Source organism: Streptomyces avicenniae (assembly GCF_000719135.1).
Taxonomy (GTDB): domain Bacteria; phylum Actinomycetota; class Actinomycetes; order Streptomycetales; family Streptomycetaceae; genus Streptomyces; species Streptomyces avicenniae.
Map to the genome: position 1 here is coordinate 293,449 of NZ_JOEK01000009.1, position 13,777 is coordinate 307,225.

Here is a 13,777-nt window from a genome sequence, read left to right on the forward strand (position 1 = left end):
ACACACTCGGGTCGCTCGCTTTGTGGGTTTCTTCCTTTCCCGCGGGTGCCGGGATGGGTCAGGATCGGCTCATGGACCTGCTGAGCACCCTCCTGAACACCCTTGTGGACAAAGGGCTACGCCGCGAGACGCCCACCCGTGACGAGGCGCTGGCCGTGCTGGCGACGGGCGACGACGACCTGCTCGACGTCGTCGCGGCGGCGGGCCGGGTGCGGCGGCAGTGGTTCGGGCGCCGGGTCAAGCTGAACTACCTGGTGAACCTGAAGTCGGGTCTGTGCCCCGAGGACTGCTCCTACTGCTCGCAGCGGCTCGGCTCACGCGCCGGAGTGCTGAAGTACACCTGGCTGAAGCCGGGTGAGGCGGCGGACGCGGCGAGCGCGGGCGTGGCGGGCGGGGCGAAGCGCGTCTGCCTGGTGGCCAGCGGCCGGGGGCCGACCGACCGTGACGTGGACCGGGTGTCCGAGACGATCGGCGCGATCCGCGAGCGGCACGGCGACGTCGAGGTCTGCGCCTGCCTCGGGCTGCTGTCGGACGGTCAGGCGGAGCGGCTGCGCACGGCGGGCGCCGACGCGTACAACCACAACCTCAACACGTCCGAGGCGACGTACAAGGACATCTGCACGACGCACGAGTTCGCCGACCGCGTGGACACCGTGCGCAAGGCACAGGGTGCCGGGCTGTCGGCCTGCTCCGGGCTGATCGCGGGCATGGGCGAGAGCGACGCGGACCTCGTGGACGTCGTGTTCGCGCTGCGCGACCTCGACCCCGACTCGGTGCCCGTCAACTTCCTCATCCCCTTCGACGGGACGCCGTTGGCCGGTGAGTGGAACCTGACGCCGCAGCGGGCGCTGCGCATCCTCGCGATGGTGCGGTTCGTCTGCCCCGACGCCGAGGTGCGGCTCGCGGGCGGCCGGGAGCTGCACCTGCGGTCGCTCCAGCCGCTGGCGCTGCACCTCGTCAACTCGATCTTCCTGGGCGACTACCTGACGAGCGAGGGGCAGGCGGGCAAGGCCGACCTGGAGATGATCGCCGACGCCGGTTTCGAGGTGGAGGGCGCGCAGGAGACGACGCTGCCCGAGCACCGCCGCGACCTGGTCGCCGTGCGGCAGCGGGGCGCGGGCACGGAGCTGCCGCCCAATGCCTGAGCCGGGCCGCGTACGGGAGCTGCTCGACCTCGACCGGCGGCACGTCTGGCACCCCTACGGCCCCATGCCTGGCACGGTGGAGCCGCTGCTCGTCGAGTCGGCGTCAGGGGTGCGGCTGCGCCTGGCGGAGGAGACGCACGGGCGGCGCGAGCTGGTGGACGGCATGGCGTCGTGGTGGTCGGCGGTGCACGGCTACAACCACCCGGCGCTGAACGAGGCGGTGAGCGGGCAGCTGGGCCGCATGAGCCACGTCATGTTCGGCGGGCTCACGCACGAGCCCGCCGTGCGGCTGGCCGAGCGGCTGGTCGCGGTGACGCCCGAGCCGCTGCGGCACGTGTTCCTGGCCGACTCGGGCTCGGTGTCGGTCGAGGTGGCCCTCAAGATGTGCCTCCAGTACTGGCGTTCCGCGGGGCGTCCCGAGAAGCGGCGGCTGCTGACCTGGCGCGGCGGCTACCACGGCGACACGTGGCACCCGATGTCCGTGTGCGACCCGGACGGCGGGATGCACGCGCTGTGGTCGGGCGCGCTGCCGCGGCAGGTGTTCGCGGACGTCCCGCCGTCCGGCTTCGACGCCGCCGTGGACGAGGGGTACGCCGCCGGGCTGCGCGCGCTGGTCGCGCGGCACGCGCACGAGGTGGCGGCCGTCGTCGTGGAGCCGGTCGTGCAGAACGCGGGCGGCATGCGCTTCCACTCCCCCGGCTACCTGCGGGTGCTGCGCGAGGCGTGCGACGAGCACGGGGTGCTGCTGGTGTTCGACGAGATAGCGACCGGCTTCGGGCGCACGGGCCCGCTGTTCGCGGCGGAGCACGCGGGCGTGGCGCCCGACGTGATGTGCGTCGGCAAGGCCCTCACCGGCGGCTATCTGACGATGGCGGCGGCGCTGTGCACGACGCGTGTCGCCGAGGGCATCTCGCGCGGCGAGGTGCCGGTGCTGGCGCACGGGCCGACGTTCATGGGCAATCCGCTGGCCGCCGCGGTGGCGAACGCCTCGATCGACCTGCTGCTCGGCCAGGACCTGCCGAGCACGATCGGGCGGATCGAGGCCGGGCTGACCAAGGGCCTGGCGGAGGTGGCGGGGCTGCCCGGGGTGCGGGACGTGCGCGTCCTCGGGGCGATCGGCGTCGTGCAGCTCGACCACCCCGTGGACATGGCGGCGGCCACGCGGGCGGCGGTGCGGGCGGGCGTGTGGCTGCGGCCGTTCGGCGACCTGATCTACACGATGCCGCCCTACGTCACCGGCGACGACGACCTCGCGCTGATCTGCGCCGCCGTGCGCGACGCGGCGCTGGCAGGATGACGGGGGCGACGCGGTGACGGGTGAGGAGCGGGGCGTGCGTGCGGACGGGCTGACGGGCGTGCTGGTGGTGAGCGGCACGGGCACCGGCATCGGGAAGACGGTGGTGACCGCCGCGCTCGCGGCGACCGCGCTGGCGCGCGGCCGGTCGGTGGCGGTGCTCAAGCCCGCGCAGACGGGCGTCGCGCCGGGCGAGCCGGGCGACGTGGCGGAGGTGGCGCGGCTGGCCGGGCGCGTGACGACGGCCGAGCCCGCGCGCTACCCCGAGCCGCTGGCCCCTGCCACGGCCGCCCGCAGGTCGGGGCTGCCGCCGGTGGACCCGGAGGTGATCGCGAAGACGGCGCGGGCGCTGGCGGCCGAGCACGACCTCGTGCTGGTCGAGGGCGCGGGCGGGCTGCTCGTGCGTCTCGACGACGCGGGGGGCACGATCGCCGGGATCGCCGGGCTGCTGGACGCGCCGGTCCTGGTCGTCGCGGCGGCCGGGCTCGGCACGCTGAACGCGACCGAGCTGACCGTCGAGGCCCTGCGCGCGCGGGGCCTGTCCTGCCCGGGCGTCGTCCTCGGCAGCATGCCGGGCGCGCCGGGGCTCGCGGAGCGCTGCAACCTGACCGACCTGCCCGCCGTGACCGGCCTCCCGCTGCTCGGGGCCGTCCCCGAGGGCGCAGGGGCGCTGCCGCCCGCCGCCTTCAGGACCGGCGCGCCCGGCTGGCTCGCTCCCGCACTGGGCGGCCGGTGGCGCCGCCGACAGAGCTTCCCGGGCGACCCGCCCGGGGACCGCACGCCGTGATGCCTGGGGCGTGCGAGACGGATGGTGCCCGTGTGTTTCGGCTGCGACGACACGGGCACCCGCTGACACCGAGGTGATGAGGAATGCCTGAACGGCCCAGCAACGCCTATGGAATCCACCACGCGCCCTGGCGATCGGCCGCGGGCCCGGTGCGCGAGGACCCCGACCAGGCCCTGTACCTGGCCCCCCGCTGGCAGACGCACACGGCGTCGGACCAGGCGGCGCGGCCGGAGGACGAGCGGCCCGAGACCGACTGACCGGCCGACCGGACGGCAGGGCCGACCGGCCGACGCGGGGGCACGTGACACGCGGAGGTGACGACGGCATGAGCACGCGGACCGAACGGCAGGAGAGGACGGCGCAGACGCTGCTGGAACGCTGCGGACGCACGTACGCGGAGGAGTCCGGCATCCGGCTGCGGAACACGCCGTCCTCCCTGTACCAGCTGCTCGTGATGGCGCATCTGCTGTCGGCCCGCATCCGGGCGGACGTCGCGACGTCCGCCACGCGGGCCCTGTTCGACGCCGGGATGCGCGACCCGCGGACGATGCGGGACGCGTCCTGGCAGCAGCGCGTGGACGCCCTCGGCGTGGGCCACTACCGGCGCTACGACGAGCGGACCGCCGCGCAGCTCGGCGACGAGGCGGACCTCGTGCTGGAGCGGTACGGCGGCGACCTGCGGCGGCTGCGCGGGGACGGCGACGGGGGCGCGGCGCGGCGGCTCACGGAGTTCCGGGGCATCGGCCCGGCCGGGGCCGACATCTTCCTGCGGGAGGCGCAGGCGGTCTGGCCCGAGTACGCGCCGTACGTGGACCGCAAGGTCCAGGGCGGCGCGGAACGGGTCGGGCTGCCGCGGTCCGCGCGGGCGATCGGCGGGCTGGTGGCCGAGGAGGACATGGCGCGGCTGAGCGCCGGGCTGGTGCGCGTCGCCCTGGACGCGAAGCTCGCGAAGGACGTGAAAGCCGCGGCGGCCCGCTGAGCGCGACGTTTCCGCACGCGGGCGGCGGGGGACCCGGCATACGAGTCCGTCCCCACCCGACTCCACCCGACAGGGGAGACACCATGGCCGACACGGAGGCACTGGAGATCGACGCGCTGTGGGCCGAGTTCCACAGTGCGGTGAACATGACGTCCCAGGAACTCGCCGCCTGGCTGCGGACGAGCAGCGCGGGCGAGGAGACCGAGCAGACGCCGGAGACCGCGGGCAGCGAGCAGGGCCGTGGCGTCCTGGCGATCCTGCGGAAGCGGCAGATGGATCTGACCGACGCCGACATCGAGCTGATGTACGACGTGGTGGACGCCGTCGCGGGCGAGCGGGAGGCCGGGCCGCGCCCGTCGGTGCCCGAGCCCGACTGGCGCTACCGGCTGATGTCGCTGGGCCACGACCCGCTGCGCTCCGAGAGCAGCTGACGCGGCGGGCGGCCGGGCGCGGCGTCACGGGTGCCGGGCGTGGGAGGTACGGCCGTCAGGCCGCGTGCCTCCGTACGCCCGGCACCGGCGCGTCCGGCCGCAGGTGGCCCTCCTCGCGCAGTTCCTCCCACAGGGCGGCGGGTATGGAGTGGCGGAACATCGTGGCGGCGTCGCGCACCTCGGCGGGCGAGCGGGCTCCGACGAGGACCGAGGCGACGGCGGGGTGGGCGAGCGGGAACTGTACGGCCGCCGCGCGCAGCGGCACGCCGTGGCGGGCGGTGATCTGCTTGATCCGCAGGGCGCGCTGGAGGAGTTCGGCCTTGGCGGGGACGTAGTCGTACGTCGCGCCCGGGTGCGGGTCGGCGAGGAGTCCCGAGTTGTAGACGCCGCCGACGATGACGGAGGTGCCGCGTGCGGCGGCGGCCGGGAGCAGGTCGTCCAGGCCGCTCTGGTCGAGCAGCGAGTAGCGGCCCGCGAGGAGGACGACGTCCACGTCGGTCTCGCGGACGAAGCGCGTCAGCATGGCCGACTGGTTCATGCCCGCGCCGATGGCGCCGACCACGCCCTCGGCCCGGAGCCGTTCCAGGGCGGGGTACGCCTCGGTGAGCGCCTGCTCGCCGTGGTCGTCGGGGTCGTGGATGAGGGCGATGTCGGCGTGGTCCAGGCCGAGCCGGTCCAGGCTCTCGGCGAGGCTGCGGCGGACGCCCTCGGCGCTGAAGTCCCAGCGGCGGCGCAGGGACGTGCGCAGGCCCGGGAAGCCGTGGGGGGCGTCGTCGGCCGGGCCGTCCTCGCTCGGGACGAGAAGTCTGCCGACCTTGGTGGAGAGCGTGAACTGGCTGCGGGGCAGGCCGGAGAGGACGGCCCCCATGCGGCGCTCGGACAGGCCGAGGCCGTAGTGGGGCGCGGTGTCGTAGCCGCGGATGCCCAGCTCCCAGGCGGTCTCCATGACCCGGCGGGCGTCGCTGTCGGTGACGGGGGCGCCCGAGCCGCCGAGCGGGGCGCCGCCGAGGGCGAGTTCGCTGAAGGTGACGCCGCTGCGGCCGAGTGCGGGGTGTCGCAGGGTCATGGATCGCTGCCGCCTTCCTCCGGGTCGGGCGCCGCCCGGGGTGGGTGCCGTGGGTGGGCTGCCGGTGCGCCGCGGGCCCTCGGCGAGGGTCCGCGGTGAGGGGAGCCTAGCCGCTGGAACGTTCCTGCTGGGAGGGTGGCGACGTGAGGGAGGCGGGCGGCGTGCGAGGCGTCCCGTCCGGCACGGCGTGCGCCGTGCCGGACTCCGGAGGGCCGGCGTTCAGCCGCCCGCCGGGCGCGCGTTGAGCGAGGCGGCCGTCTTGCCGCCGCCCGCCGGGCGCACGGCTATCTCACGCCACCACGCCTCCGCCGGTACCCGGCCCGCCGGTTCGAAGGGCTCGCCGGGCCGGGGCAGCGCGACGGCCACGCCACGTCGGCGCGCCTCGGCGACGGTCCGCTCGGCGGGCTCCTCCCACGGGTGGAGGGAAAGGGTGAACGTGCCCCAGTGGATGGGCAGGAAGACGCCCTGCGGTGCGCCGCCCGACAGGTCCACGTGCGCCTGGACGCCCTCCTCGGGCGTCATGTGGATGTCGGGCCAGTAGGCGCTGCTGTAGGCGCCAATCTGCATCATCGTGGCGTCGAACGGCCCGAGGCGGGCGCCGATGTCGGCGAACCCGGGGAAGTACCCGGTGTCGCCGCTGTGGAAGACGCGGTGCGTGGGCCCGGTGACGGCCCAGGACGCCCACAGCGTGCGGCCCTGGTTGCGCAGCCCGCGCCCGCAGAAGTGCTGCCCGGGGGTGGCGGTGAGCGTGAGGTCGCCGACGTCGGCCGACTCGTACCAGTCGAGTTCGACGATGCGCGCGGCCGGCACGCCCCAGAACTCCAGGTGCGCCCCGACACCGAGCGGGACGGCGAAGACGGTGTCCCGCCCGGCGAGCGCCTTGACGGTCGTCATGTCGAGATGGTCGTAGTGGTCGTGGGAGATGACGACGGCGTCGATGCGGCCGAGGTCGCCCAGCGGCAGCGGCGGCGCGTGCAGCCGCTTGGGGCCCGCGAAGGAGACCGGGGAGCAGCGCTCGCCCCAGACGGGGTCGAACAGCAGCCGGTGGCCGTCGATGTCCACGATCACGCCCGCGTGCCCGGCCCAGGTGAGCCGCAGGCCGGACGCGGGGACGCGGTCGAGGTCGCCCGCGGACGGGTGCACCACGGGCAGCCGTCCCGCGGGCTTGCGGCGGACGCGGTCGGCCCGGCGCAGGAGGTCGCGCAGCAGGGGCAGCGTGCTGCGGGCGCTGCCCGCACCGGCTCCCTGCGGATTGCGGAAGGCCCCGTCGCGGAACTGCGGGGAGCGCTCGACCCGTGCCAGCCGGTCACCGGACGGTTCGGCGCCGAAGCCGGACGGGCGGAGCCGGGAGAGCAGGGATCGCGAAGAGGGGGCGTCGGTGGGGCGCTTGCCGGGGTGACCGGCCGCCCCTGGCGCGGTGGGTGTGGTTGGCTCGGACATATGAACCTCCCTGGGCGCGGATTGACGCAACTGTAGTTGATGCCTGTGACACCGCGTGACGGTCGGCGGGATTCACCGGTCGAACGCCCGTCCACGCCCCGGAGGTTCCCGGTCAGAGGTCGCGCCGGTGCTCCACCGCCACCGTCACGAGCCCCGCGACCACCGCCGTGACGGCGAACACCGTCCACGCGCCGCCGACCGACCAGGGCTGGGCGAAGTCCGCCGGGTCGTAGACCGTCTCGCTGAAGCGGACCCACGCGCTCAGCACGGTGGCGTGGTCGAGGAGCGCGGGCCAGTACCGGTCGTCCGTCAGCACCAGCGGCAGGAGTTGCAGCAGCCCGATGGACGCGAACACCGCGCCGGGGCCGTGCCGCAGCAGGGCACCGAGTGCCGCGCCGACGAGCACGCAGACCGGCGCGAGCAGCGCGGACGCGACGACCAGCCGCAGCGCGCCGGGATGGTCGAGCGGAACGCCCACGCCCCTGCGGTGCAGGACGGCCTGCGTCGCCCAGAACGAGACGGCCGCCAGGACCGCACCGAACGGAACGGTGACCGCCGTGAGCACGAGCACCTTCGCGGCCATGACCGGACGCCTGGCCGGTACGGCGGTGAACGTCGTGCGCGCGAGACCGGACGTGTATTCGCCGGTGACGGCGAGGGCGCCGAACGCACCGGCGCACAGCGCGAGGACGGTCGCGCCGTTCGTCGTGAACGCGTGGTACAGCGGTATGCCGTCGGCGATGTACCCCGCCGCGTCGCTGCCCGGCCTCCAGTAACGGTAGGTGTCCCACGCCGTGCCGATGTTGAACGCCAGCACGACCAGGCCGCTGACCAGCAGCCCCCACCAGGTGGACCGCAGGGTGCGCAGCTTGATCCACTCCGCGGCGAGGAGATCGGTGAACCGGGCGCGGGGCGCCGCCTCCCGGCCGGGCGGCGACGTCTCCGCCGTACCGGCGCCGTCCCGTGTGCGCGTGTCCGTCATCGCTTGCGCTCCGTCCCGTACTCGACGCTGTCCGCCGTCAGTTCCATGAACACGTCCTCCAGGGACGAGGACCGCTCGGCCAGGCCCCGGACCACCAGGCCCGCCCCGGCCGCCAGCTCGCCCACGCGGCCCGCGTCGATCCCCGACACCAGCAGCCCGCCGTCCCGCTCGGGCCGCACGGTCACCCCCTCGGCCGCGAACACCCGCGCCAGCGGGGCCGGATCGTCCACCCGCACCCACACCCCGCCGCCACTCCCCCGCGCGGCGAACGCCGCCAGCGTCTCCGCCGCGATCAGCCGCCCCCGTCCGATCACCACCAGGTCGTCCGCCGTGTGCTCCATCTCCCCCATCAGATGGCTCGACACGAGGACCGTGCGCCCCTCCCCCGCCAGGCGCCTGAACAGCCCACGCACCCAGCGCACCCCCTCCGGGTCGAGCCCGTTCAGCGGCTCGTCGAACACGACGACCGGCGGGTCGCCGAGCAGCGCTCCCGCAATGCCCAGGCGCTGACGCATGCCGAGCGAGAAGCCCCCCACGCGCCGCCGCGCCGCGTCCGCGAGCCCCACCTCGTCCAGCACCTCGTCCACACGGGCCTGCGCCACCCCGTTCGACCGCGCCAGCGCCCGCAGGTGCGCCACGGCGGAGCGGCCCCCGTGCGCGTCCCCCGCGTCCAGCAGTGCCCCGACGCAGGTCAGCGCACGCGCCCGCTCCCCCAGCGGGCGGCCCATCACGCGCACCGCCCCCTCGGACGGGCGGCACAGCCCCAGCGCCATGCGCAGCGTCGTGGTCTTCCCGGCGCCGTTCGGGCCGAGGAAGCCCGTCACGCGGCCCGGCCGCACCGCGAACGACAGCGCGTCCACGACGGTCCTGGCGCCGTACCTCTTGGTCAGCTCGTCCACTTCGATCATGCGGACCACCCTGGCCGGGGCGGGCACCGCGCGTCGTCCAGCCGGTGAGGACATTGCCGGACGCCGATGTCACCCCCGGGTGTACGTCCACGGTCCGATGGCCGCGCGTGACCGGGTGCCTAGGCTGGGCCCATGCATGCCGCACCCCCCGTGCCGCTCCCGAAGCGGATGTCGCCGCGCGCGTGGACCGCCTTCGCCTGGTTCGCGGGGCTGGCGTTCACCTTCCTCATCCGCCTCGCGCTGCCCGGCGAGAGTGAGGCGTCCGTCACCGCGGGCGTGCTGTTCTACCGCTGGGACGGGCTGCTGTATCTCGCCGTCGGCACCGCGCTGACCCTGAGCGGCTCGCACGTCCTGGAACGGCGGCCGACGGGGGCGATGTGCCTGCTGCTGCTCGGCTCGGTTGTCGCGACGACGACGCTGAGCGTCGGCGAGATCCCCCTGGCGCAGTTCCTCGCCGTCGCAACGGCCGTGTACGTGATCGCCGCGACCCGCCCGCAGCGCACCGGCGTCGTGGCGCTCGGCCTGGCGCTCGGCACCCTCGGCCTCTACCTCGGCGTCCGGCTGCTCGCGGGCTGGACCATCGGCACGTCGGCCGAGCTGGCGGTCGCCCTCGTCACCGTCATCGCCTGGCTGATCGGCAGGTCCACGCACGAGACGCGCGCGCACGGCGAGGCGCTGCGCGCGCAGACGGCGGCGCGGGCCGTGACCGAGGAACGGCTGCGCATCGCGCGCGAGTTGCACGACATGGTGGCGCACAGCATCGGCGTCATCGCGCTCCAGGCGGGCGCGGCGCGGCGGGTCATCGACACGCAGCCCGAGGGCGCGCGCGAGGCCCTGAACAGCATCGAGATCACCGGCCGCGAGACGCTGTCAGGGCTGCGCCGGATGCTGGGCGCGCTGCGGGAGTCGGGGCCGCAGGACGGTCCCTCGTCCGCGCCGCTCGCGCCGCAGCCCGGCCTCGCGGAGCTGGGGCGGCTGGCCGCCGACACGACGGCCGCCGGGGTGCGGGTGGACGTGCGGTGGCGGGGCGAGGCGGCGGCGCTGCCGCCCGAGATCGACATGTCGGCCTACCGGATCGTCCAGGAGGCGGTCACCAACGTCGTGCGGCACGCCGGGACCGACGCGTGCCGCGTGACGATCGACCGGGCCGGGGAGGGACTGGCCATCGAGGTCCGCGACGCCGGGCGCGGCCCGACCGCCTCCCCGGGCGCCGGGTACGGGCTCGTCGGTATGCGGGAGCGGGTCGAGCTGCTGCACGGCGAGTTCTCCGCGGGCGCGGCCCCCGGAGGCGGCTTCCGCGTCACGGCACGACTCCCCGTCCCGGCGGCCGTCGCATGACGGTCCGCGTCGCCCACGCCGGGGAGGAGTGATCGGCACAACGCGCGCGGTCGTGGATGGGGACGGCCTCGACTCGAACGAGTCGCGGGACCGTGGCGGGTCAGCAGTTCCATGCGCCATCAACTCGTTCCGCCGCACGGAAGCTGCCGTCGGTGACACGACGGGAGACTTCTTCCCACTCTCGAATCACTCGTCGCTTTCCATCGGGAATTTCCAACCAATCGACCCGGGTTACCGGCCGTCCCGCGTACACGGGATCCCATGAGATTGCGTAGAAGGGCGTGATATCGGGGAGCAAGGACGTAAGACAATGAATTGTACGGCGATGGAACCACTTACTGATCGACGTTAACGCCAACCCGGATTCCAAGGCTTCCCGCAGAAACGGACGCGCGAATTCCACGTTCTGCCACGTGTTGGCCGATCGGTCTTCGTATCGGATGACCGACTCGGGGACGCCCCGCTCAAGCAATAGATCGCGGAACATACTCCCTTCCACGACGCCGTTGTGCCGATTGACTCCGCCGGTAGCGATGATCAGCGGAGCCAGTCCCTCATGGTATCTTTCCGCGGCGATGTCAACCGGCTGGATCTGATGAGTACCGAAGAGGAGATGGGCGGTCGGCTGCCCTGAGGGTGGCGGCGCCTCGATGTCCACGAATTCCGTGATTTCCCTGACCTGATCGGAGGTCAGGCTTTCGCTGCTCATTCACGCCCCTCAGGCATAGGCGATGGGTTCGGGCTTCTCAGACGGCTAGCGGTTTCCAGGTAGCGAGCCCGGTATTCGGCCGTCTGCCGGGCGGTGGAGAAGTCACGTTCAAGAACACGATCGAGCTTCCCGGCAAGCACGACCGTGGGCCATGCGGGACGGCTGCGGGTGAGGGCTGCGTGCCCTGCCGCAGCGGCTTCCTCCAGGTCTCCCCTACCTGCTTGCGCAAGCCCCATGACGAGAAGAGCACGGGCGTGACCTGACGGATTCTCACCCTGCCTATGCGCTTCCGGCCGGTGATGAGCCTGAATCACTCGGTCGGTCGCCGAAACAGCTTCCGAGAATCGACCGAGAAGCATCAGAGACGTCGCGGTATAAGGCGGATCTTCCGCCGAGGCGATGGAGAAAGCTCCGGTCAGCCCGAGACTGGATGAGGGAATTCTTCTCATCGCCGTCGCGGCGTAGCGCAGGGAATCGTCCATCCCTGCCGCGTCACCAGCCATAGCCGCCGACCGCATTTCCTGTGCGGCCAATTTCGCATGAACGATCGTTCCCAGGGAAGTAGATCTCTGCCCCTGGGAAGCAAGAGCCGCCGACCGGCCTGACCGCCCTTGATAATAGGCGATCATGGATCTCGTCAGCATGGCCCAGCCTGCCAGCTCGGGGTGCCCGGTTTCGCGGCTCCGTCGCTCAGCGTCCGCACACCAGAGATTCGATGCCGCATGTGCTCCCATGTCACAAGCGGCGATGGCGAGCAGGCACGACAGCCAGCCGGCCGCAAGGCCCATGTCCTTGCATAGCCGCATCGCTCTCGAATCCTTGAGATATTCATTTACGTGCGATCTCACCACGACAAGTTCGTCGTAGACTTCGACGGGTACCGCACCGGAGATCGTCGATGCGTAATGATCAATCAGCTCTCCGAGTGCATCCACCATGACGCCGGGACTGTCACTGCCCATCACCTCAAGCGCTTGAACGACGCATCGCCCACGGGCCATCTGCACCGTTGGCATGTGACCAGCCGCCAACGCGGCAGCTCCGGCGGAGTCGAGAGCGCTTCTGCCAACTGGCGCAACCTCCGATTCCTGCGAAGTTCCAGATCCGGAACCATCGGCGCCCCCTTGCTCATTGACGAGCGCGCCCGGAACCCTTTTGTTATCGATGCTCGTTCCGTCAGCCCCTTCCGGGGAACGCTCCCACGGGCGAGGAGGTAAATCGAGCATATGCCCTGGGATACCGAACGCGTCGGCGATACGTTCGATGACGTCTGTGCCCCGGATGCTTCGAACCCCGCGCATGACATCACTGATCCGCGAGTTCGTCATCTTCCCGATGGCTGCGGCCATGTCCGCCTGGCTGGTGCCCGTCCGGCGGTTCACCAGCCGGAAGACTTCGGCGAAGTCGCGGACGGCACACGCCTTCCGCATCGCCTCGCTGTTCAACAGCGCATCAGGGATTGTCAGGGGGTAGCCGGGGCGTTCGGCTGCGCGGGCGTCCATGGGCCACCTAGCAGGGACGGGAGTGATCCAAGCCAAGGGTAGCCCGGAGGATCCCCGTCGCGGGGTTCCCCGAAGTGGCTTGCGGGGTTCCCCGTTCGTGGTTCCACACGGAGGGCGCTGCATCGAAGCTCGAAGGGAATCGCAGCCGAGCACGTACCCCGCGACGGGCCGACGTCCGGGGGCGCGGACCACCTGAGAGGACAGGCAGCCGTGAGCAAGGTCGGCCATGATCACCCGAGCGTGGTAACGGTGGTCGGAGATCAGGCCGCCAACGTCGTGGGCGTCCACAGGGGCCGGGCGGGACCGTTCGCCATGGTGCGTCCGGTCGATGGTGGCGACGAGTGGCAGGCGCCCCCGGAGAACGTCGCCCAGCGGAAGGGCGGTAAGCATGAGCGCGAGTGATTCCAGACCGGAAATGCGCCGGGAGGACCAAGCAGTTCTCGACGGGGCCTGGCTGATGCACGTCACGGAGTGCGACATGTGTCTCGCTGGCAAGCGGTGCGACATAAGGGCTCGCCTCGATGATGCCCTAGGCGCTGATATCCGGGCCGAGGCATCGTGACTGCCGCTTCCTCCGCCACTCGCGAGGAGCTGGGATCGGATGGAGACAATCAGAGTGAGGGTGGGGTAAATGACGATCATGTTCGAGGAATCGGTGGCTACCGCTCATCGTGACCCTCGGGCCCTCCTTGATGCGGTTCGGCCGCACATCAGGGAGTGCACGTACAACGTCCTGGAAAGCCCGGGTTCGGAAATCTCGCTGTGGGAGCGGGAGATCCGCCTCATGATGCGCGACAACATCATGGTTCGAGACATGGCTGAGCGGATCATGGCTGACGCCATCGCGTACACGATCACCGCCATGGAGCGTCCGGAAATCCACATCGGTGTCGGCAAGATCGTCGATATCGGCGTGCACACGTTGATTCTCGACACTCCCGTCTACTTCGCATTCTGCGAGGTCTACAACGGGGGAAAGTACAAGCACCACGCGCCGCTGATCGAACGGCGACATGACGGGCTGGTCCTCCGGACCGTCGATGTCGTCCGAGAGCAGGGCTTCGCGCCGGACGAGGAGCTGTGGGCCATGGACGGCGCCGACTGCTCTCCGTGTGACGACAAGGCTCCCGACAGTCACTAGCACCCGCTAGAGTGCGTGCCCCCGCCCGGACACCTCGGACGGGGGTGCGCCCCTA

At 72.3% G+C, this 13,777-nt stretch carries 15 protein-coding genes; 9 read left to right on the plus strand and 6 right to left on the minus strand.

Features of this window, described 5'->3' with window-relative positions; genetic code table 11:
* Window positions 1–71: 71 nt before the first annotated feature.
* The 6 genes from bioB (at window position 72) to IF27_RS16355 (ending at window position 4,636) form a co-directional block, all read left to right on the plus strand.
* Complete coding sequence (gene bioB / locus IF27_RS16335; protein ID WP_052850319.1) at window positions 72–1,145, plus strand: biotin synthase BioB; 1,074 nt, start codon at window positions 72–74, stop codon at window positions 1,143–1,145.
* A complete protein-coding gene (locus IF27_RS16340; RefSeq protein WP_052850320.1) occupies window positions 1,138–2,442 on the plus strand; it encodes an adenosylmethionine--8-amino-7-oxononanoate transaminase in 1,305 nt (434 codons plus the stop codon). Before bioB ends, IF27_RS16340 begins: the two co-directional genes overlap by 8 nt.
* Before the next feature lie 49 nt (window positions 2,443–2,491).
* Window positions 2,492–3,226 (plus strand): dethiobiotin synthase, encoded by a 735-nt coding sequence (gene bioD / locus IF27_RS16345; protein WP_110946001.1) that lies wholly within the window; start codon window positions 2,492–2,494, stop codon window positions 3,224–3,226.
* A gap of 83 nt (window positions 3,227–3,309) precedes the next feature.
* Complete coding sequence (locus IF27_RS31130; RefSeq protein WP_190232984.1) at window positions 3,310–3,483, plus strand: hypothetical protein; 174 nt, start codon at window positions 3,310–3,312, stop codon at window positions 3,481–3,483.
* A 68-nt stretch (window positions 3,484–3,551) separates the two neighbouring features.
* Complete coding sequence (locus IF27_RS16350; protein WP_052850321.1) at window positions 3,552–4,205, plus strand: HhH-GDP family DNA glycosylase; 654 nt, start codon at window positions 3,552–3,554, stop codon at window positions 4,203–4,205.
* 83 nt (window positions 4,206–4,288) lie between these two features.
* Window positions 4,289–4,636 (plus strand): DUF3140 domain-containing protein, encoded by a 348-nt coding sequence (locus IF27_RS16355; protein ID WP_052850322.1) that lies wholly within the window; start codon window positions 4,289–4,291, stop codon window positions 4,634–4,636.
* 55 nt (window positions 4,637–4,691) lie between these two features.
* Here the strand turns inward: IF27_RS16355 and IF27_RS16360 are convergent, their stop codons facing one another.
* From IF27_RS16360 to IF27_RS16375, 4 genes are all read right to left on the minus strand, one after another.
* Window positions 4,692–5,702 (minus strand): aldo/keto reductase, encoded by a 1,011-nt coding sequence (locus tag IF27_RS16360; protein ID WP_190232985.1) that lies wholly within the window; start codon window positions 5,700–5,702, stop codon window positions 4,692–4,694.
* Between the two features lie 219 nt (window positions 5,703–5,921).
* A complete protein-coding gene (locus tag IF27_RS16365; RefSeq protein ID WP_110945955.1) occupies window positions 5,922–7,142 on the minus strand; it encodes an MBL fold metallo-hydrolase in 1,221 nt (406 codons plus the stop codon).
* Between the two features lie 112 nt (window positions 7,143–7,254).
* Entirely contained in the window at window positions 7,255–8,124 is an 870-nt protein-coding gene (locus tag IF27_RS16370) for an ABC transporter permease (RefSeq protein ID WP_052850323.1), read from the minus strand.
* Window positions 8,121–9,032: an ATP-binding cassette domain-containing protein gene (locus IF27_RS16375; RefSeq protein ID WP_052850324.1), complete on the minus strand. Its 912-nt coding sequence runs from the start codon at window positions 9,030–9,032 to the stop codon at window positions 8,121–8,123. The genes IF27_RS16370 and IF27_RS16375 overlap by 4 nt, the downstream gene beginning before the upstream one ends.
* 132 nt (window positions 9,033–9,164) lie before the next feature.
* Here IF27_RS16375 and IF27_RS16380 point away from each other — a divergent pair, with 132 nt between their 5' ends.
* Window positions 9,165–10,370, plus strand: coding sequence for a sensor histidine kinase (locus IF27_RS16380; protein ID WP_052850325.1), 1,206 nt, complete (start codon window positions 9,165–9,167; stop codon window positions 10,368–10,370).
* Between the two features lie 100 nt (window positions 10,371–10,470).
* On the opposite strand, the gene IF27_RS30355 is transcribed toward IF27_RS16380, so the two are convergent.
* Window positions 10,471–11,079 carry a YdcF family protein gene (locus IF27_RS30355; RefSeq protein WP_110945956.1) on the minus strand — a complete coding sequence of 203 codons (609 nt, stop codon included), beginning with the start codon at window positions 11,077–11,079 and terminating at the stop codon, window positions 10,471–10,473.
* Window positions 11,076–12,581, minus strand: coding sequence for a helix-turn-helix domain-containing protein (locus IF27_RS30360; protein ID WP_223291076.1), 1,506 nt, complete (start codon window positions 12,579–12,581; stop codon window positions 11,076–11,078). Before IF27_RS30360 ends, IF27_RS30355 begins: the two co-directional genes overlap by 4 nt.
* Window positions 12,582–12,791: 210 nt before the next feature.
* Between IF27_RS30360 and IF27_RS16385 the strand changes: the two genes are divergently transcribed.
* Both IF27_RS16385 and IF27_RS16390 read left to right on the plus strand, forming a co-directional pair.
* Window positions 12,792–12,983 carry a hypothetical protein gene (locus IF27_RS16385; RefSeq protein WP_052850326.1) on the plus strand — a complete coding sequence of 64 codons (192 nt, stop codon included), beginning with the start codon at window positions 12,792–12,794 and terminating at the stop codon, window positions 12,981–12,983.
* Window positions 12,984–13,212: 229 nt separating this feature from the next.
* Window positions 13,213–13,722: a hypothetical protein gene (locus IF27_RS16390; protein WP_052850327.1), complete on the plus strand. Its 510-nt coding sequence runs from the start codon at window positions 13,213–13,215 to the stop codon at window positions 13,720–13,722.
* Window positions 13,723–13,777 lie beyond the last annotated feature (55 nt).

Excerpts from the sequence above, each read along its gene's own strand:
- IF27_RS31130 (WP_190232984.1), top strand. The coding sequence starts at position 3,310 with ATGCCTGAACGGCCCAGCAACGCCTATGGAATCCACCACGCGCCCTGG.
- IF27_RS16360 (WP_190232985.1), bottom strand. The coding sequence starts at position 5,702 with ATGACCCTGCGACACCCCGCACTCGGCCGCAGCGGCGTCACCTTCAGC.
- bioB (WP_052850319.1), top strand. The coding sequence starts at position 72 with ATGGACCTGCTGAGCACCCTCCTGAACACCCTTGTGGACAAAGGGCTA.
- IF27_RS16350 (WP_052850321.1), top strand. The coding sequence starts at position 3,552 with ATGAGCACGCGGACCGAACGGCAGGAGAGGACGGCGCAGACGCTGCTG.
- IF27_RS16355 (WP_052850322.1), top strand. The coding sequence starts at position 4,289 with ATGGCCGACACGGAGGCACTGGAGATCGACGCGCTGTGGGCCGAGTTC.
- IF27_RS16390 (WP_052850327.1), top strand. The coding sequence starts at position 13,213 with ATGACGATCATGTTCGAGGAATCGGTGGCTACCGCTCATCGTGACCCT.
- IF27_RS16340 (WP_052850320.1), top strand. The coding sequence starts at position 1,138 with ATGCCTGAGCCGGGCCGCGTACGGGAGCTGCTCGACCTCGACCGGCGG.
- IF27_RS16370 (WP_052850323.1), bottom strand. The coding sequence starts at position 8,124 with ATGACGGACACGCGCACACGGGACGGCGCCGGTACGGCGGAGACGTCG.
- IF27_RS16365 (WP_110945955.1), bottom strand. The coding sequence starts at position 7,142 with ATGTCCGAGCCAACCACACCCACCGCGCCAGGGGCGGCCGGTCACCCC.
- IF27_RS16375 (WP_052850324.1), bottom strand. The coding sequence starts at position 9,032 with ATGATCGAAGTGGACGAGCTGACCAAGAGGTACGGCGCCAGGACCGTC.
- IF27_RS16380 (WP_052850325.1), top strand. The coding sequence starts at position 9,165 with ATGCATGCCGCACCCCCCGTGCCGCTCCCGAAGCGGATGTCGCCGCGC.
- IF27_RS30355 (WP_110945956.1), bottom strand. The coding sequence starts at position 11,079 with ATGAGCAGCGAAAGCCTGACCTCCGATCAGGTCAGGGAAATCACGGAA.
- IF27_RS30360 (WP_223291076.1), bottom strand. The coding sequence starts at position 12,581 with ATGGACGCCCGCGCAGCCGAACGCCCCGGCTACCCCCTGACAATCCCT.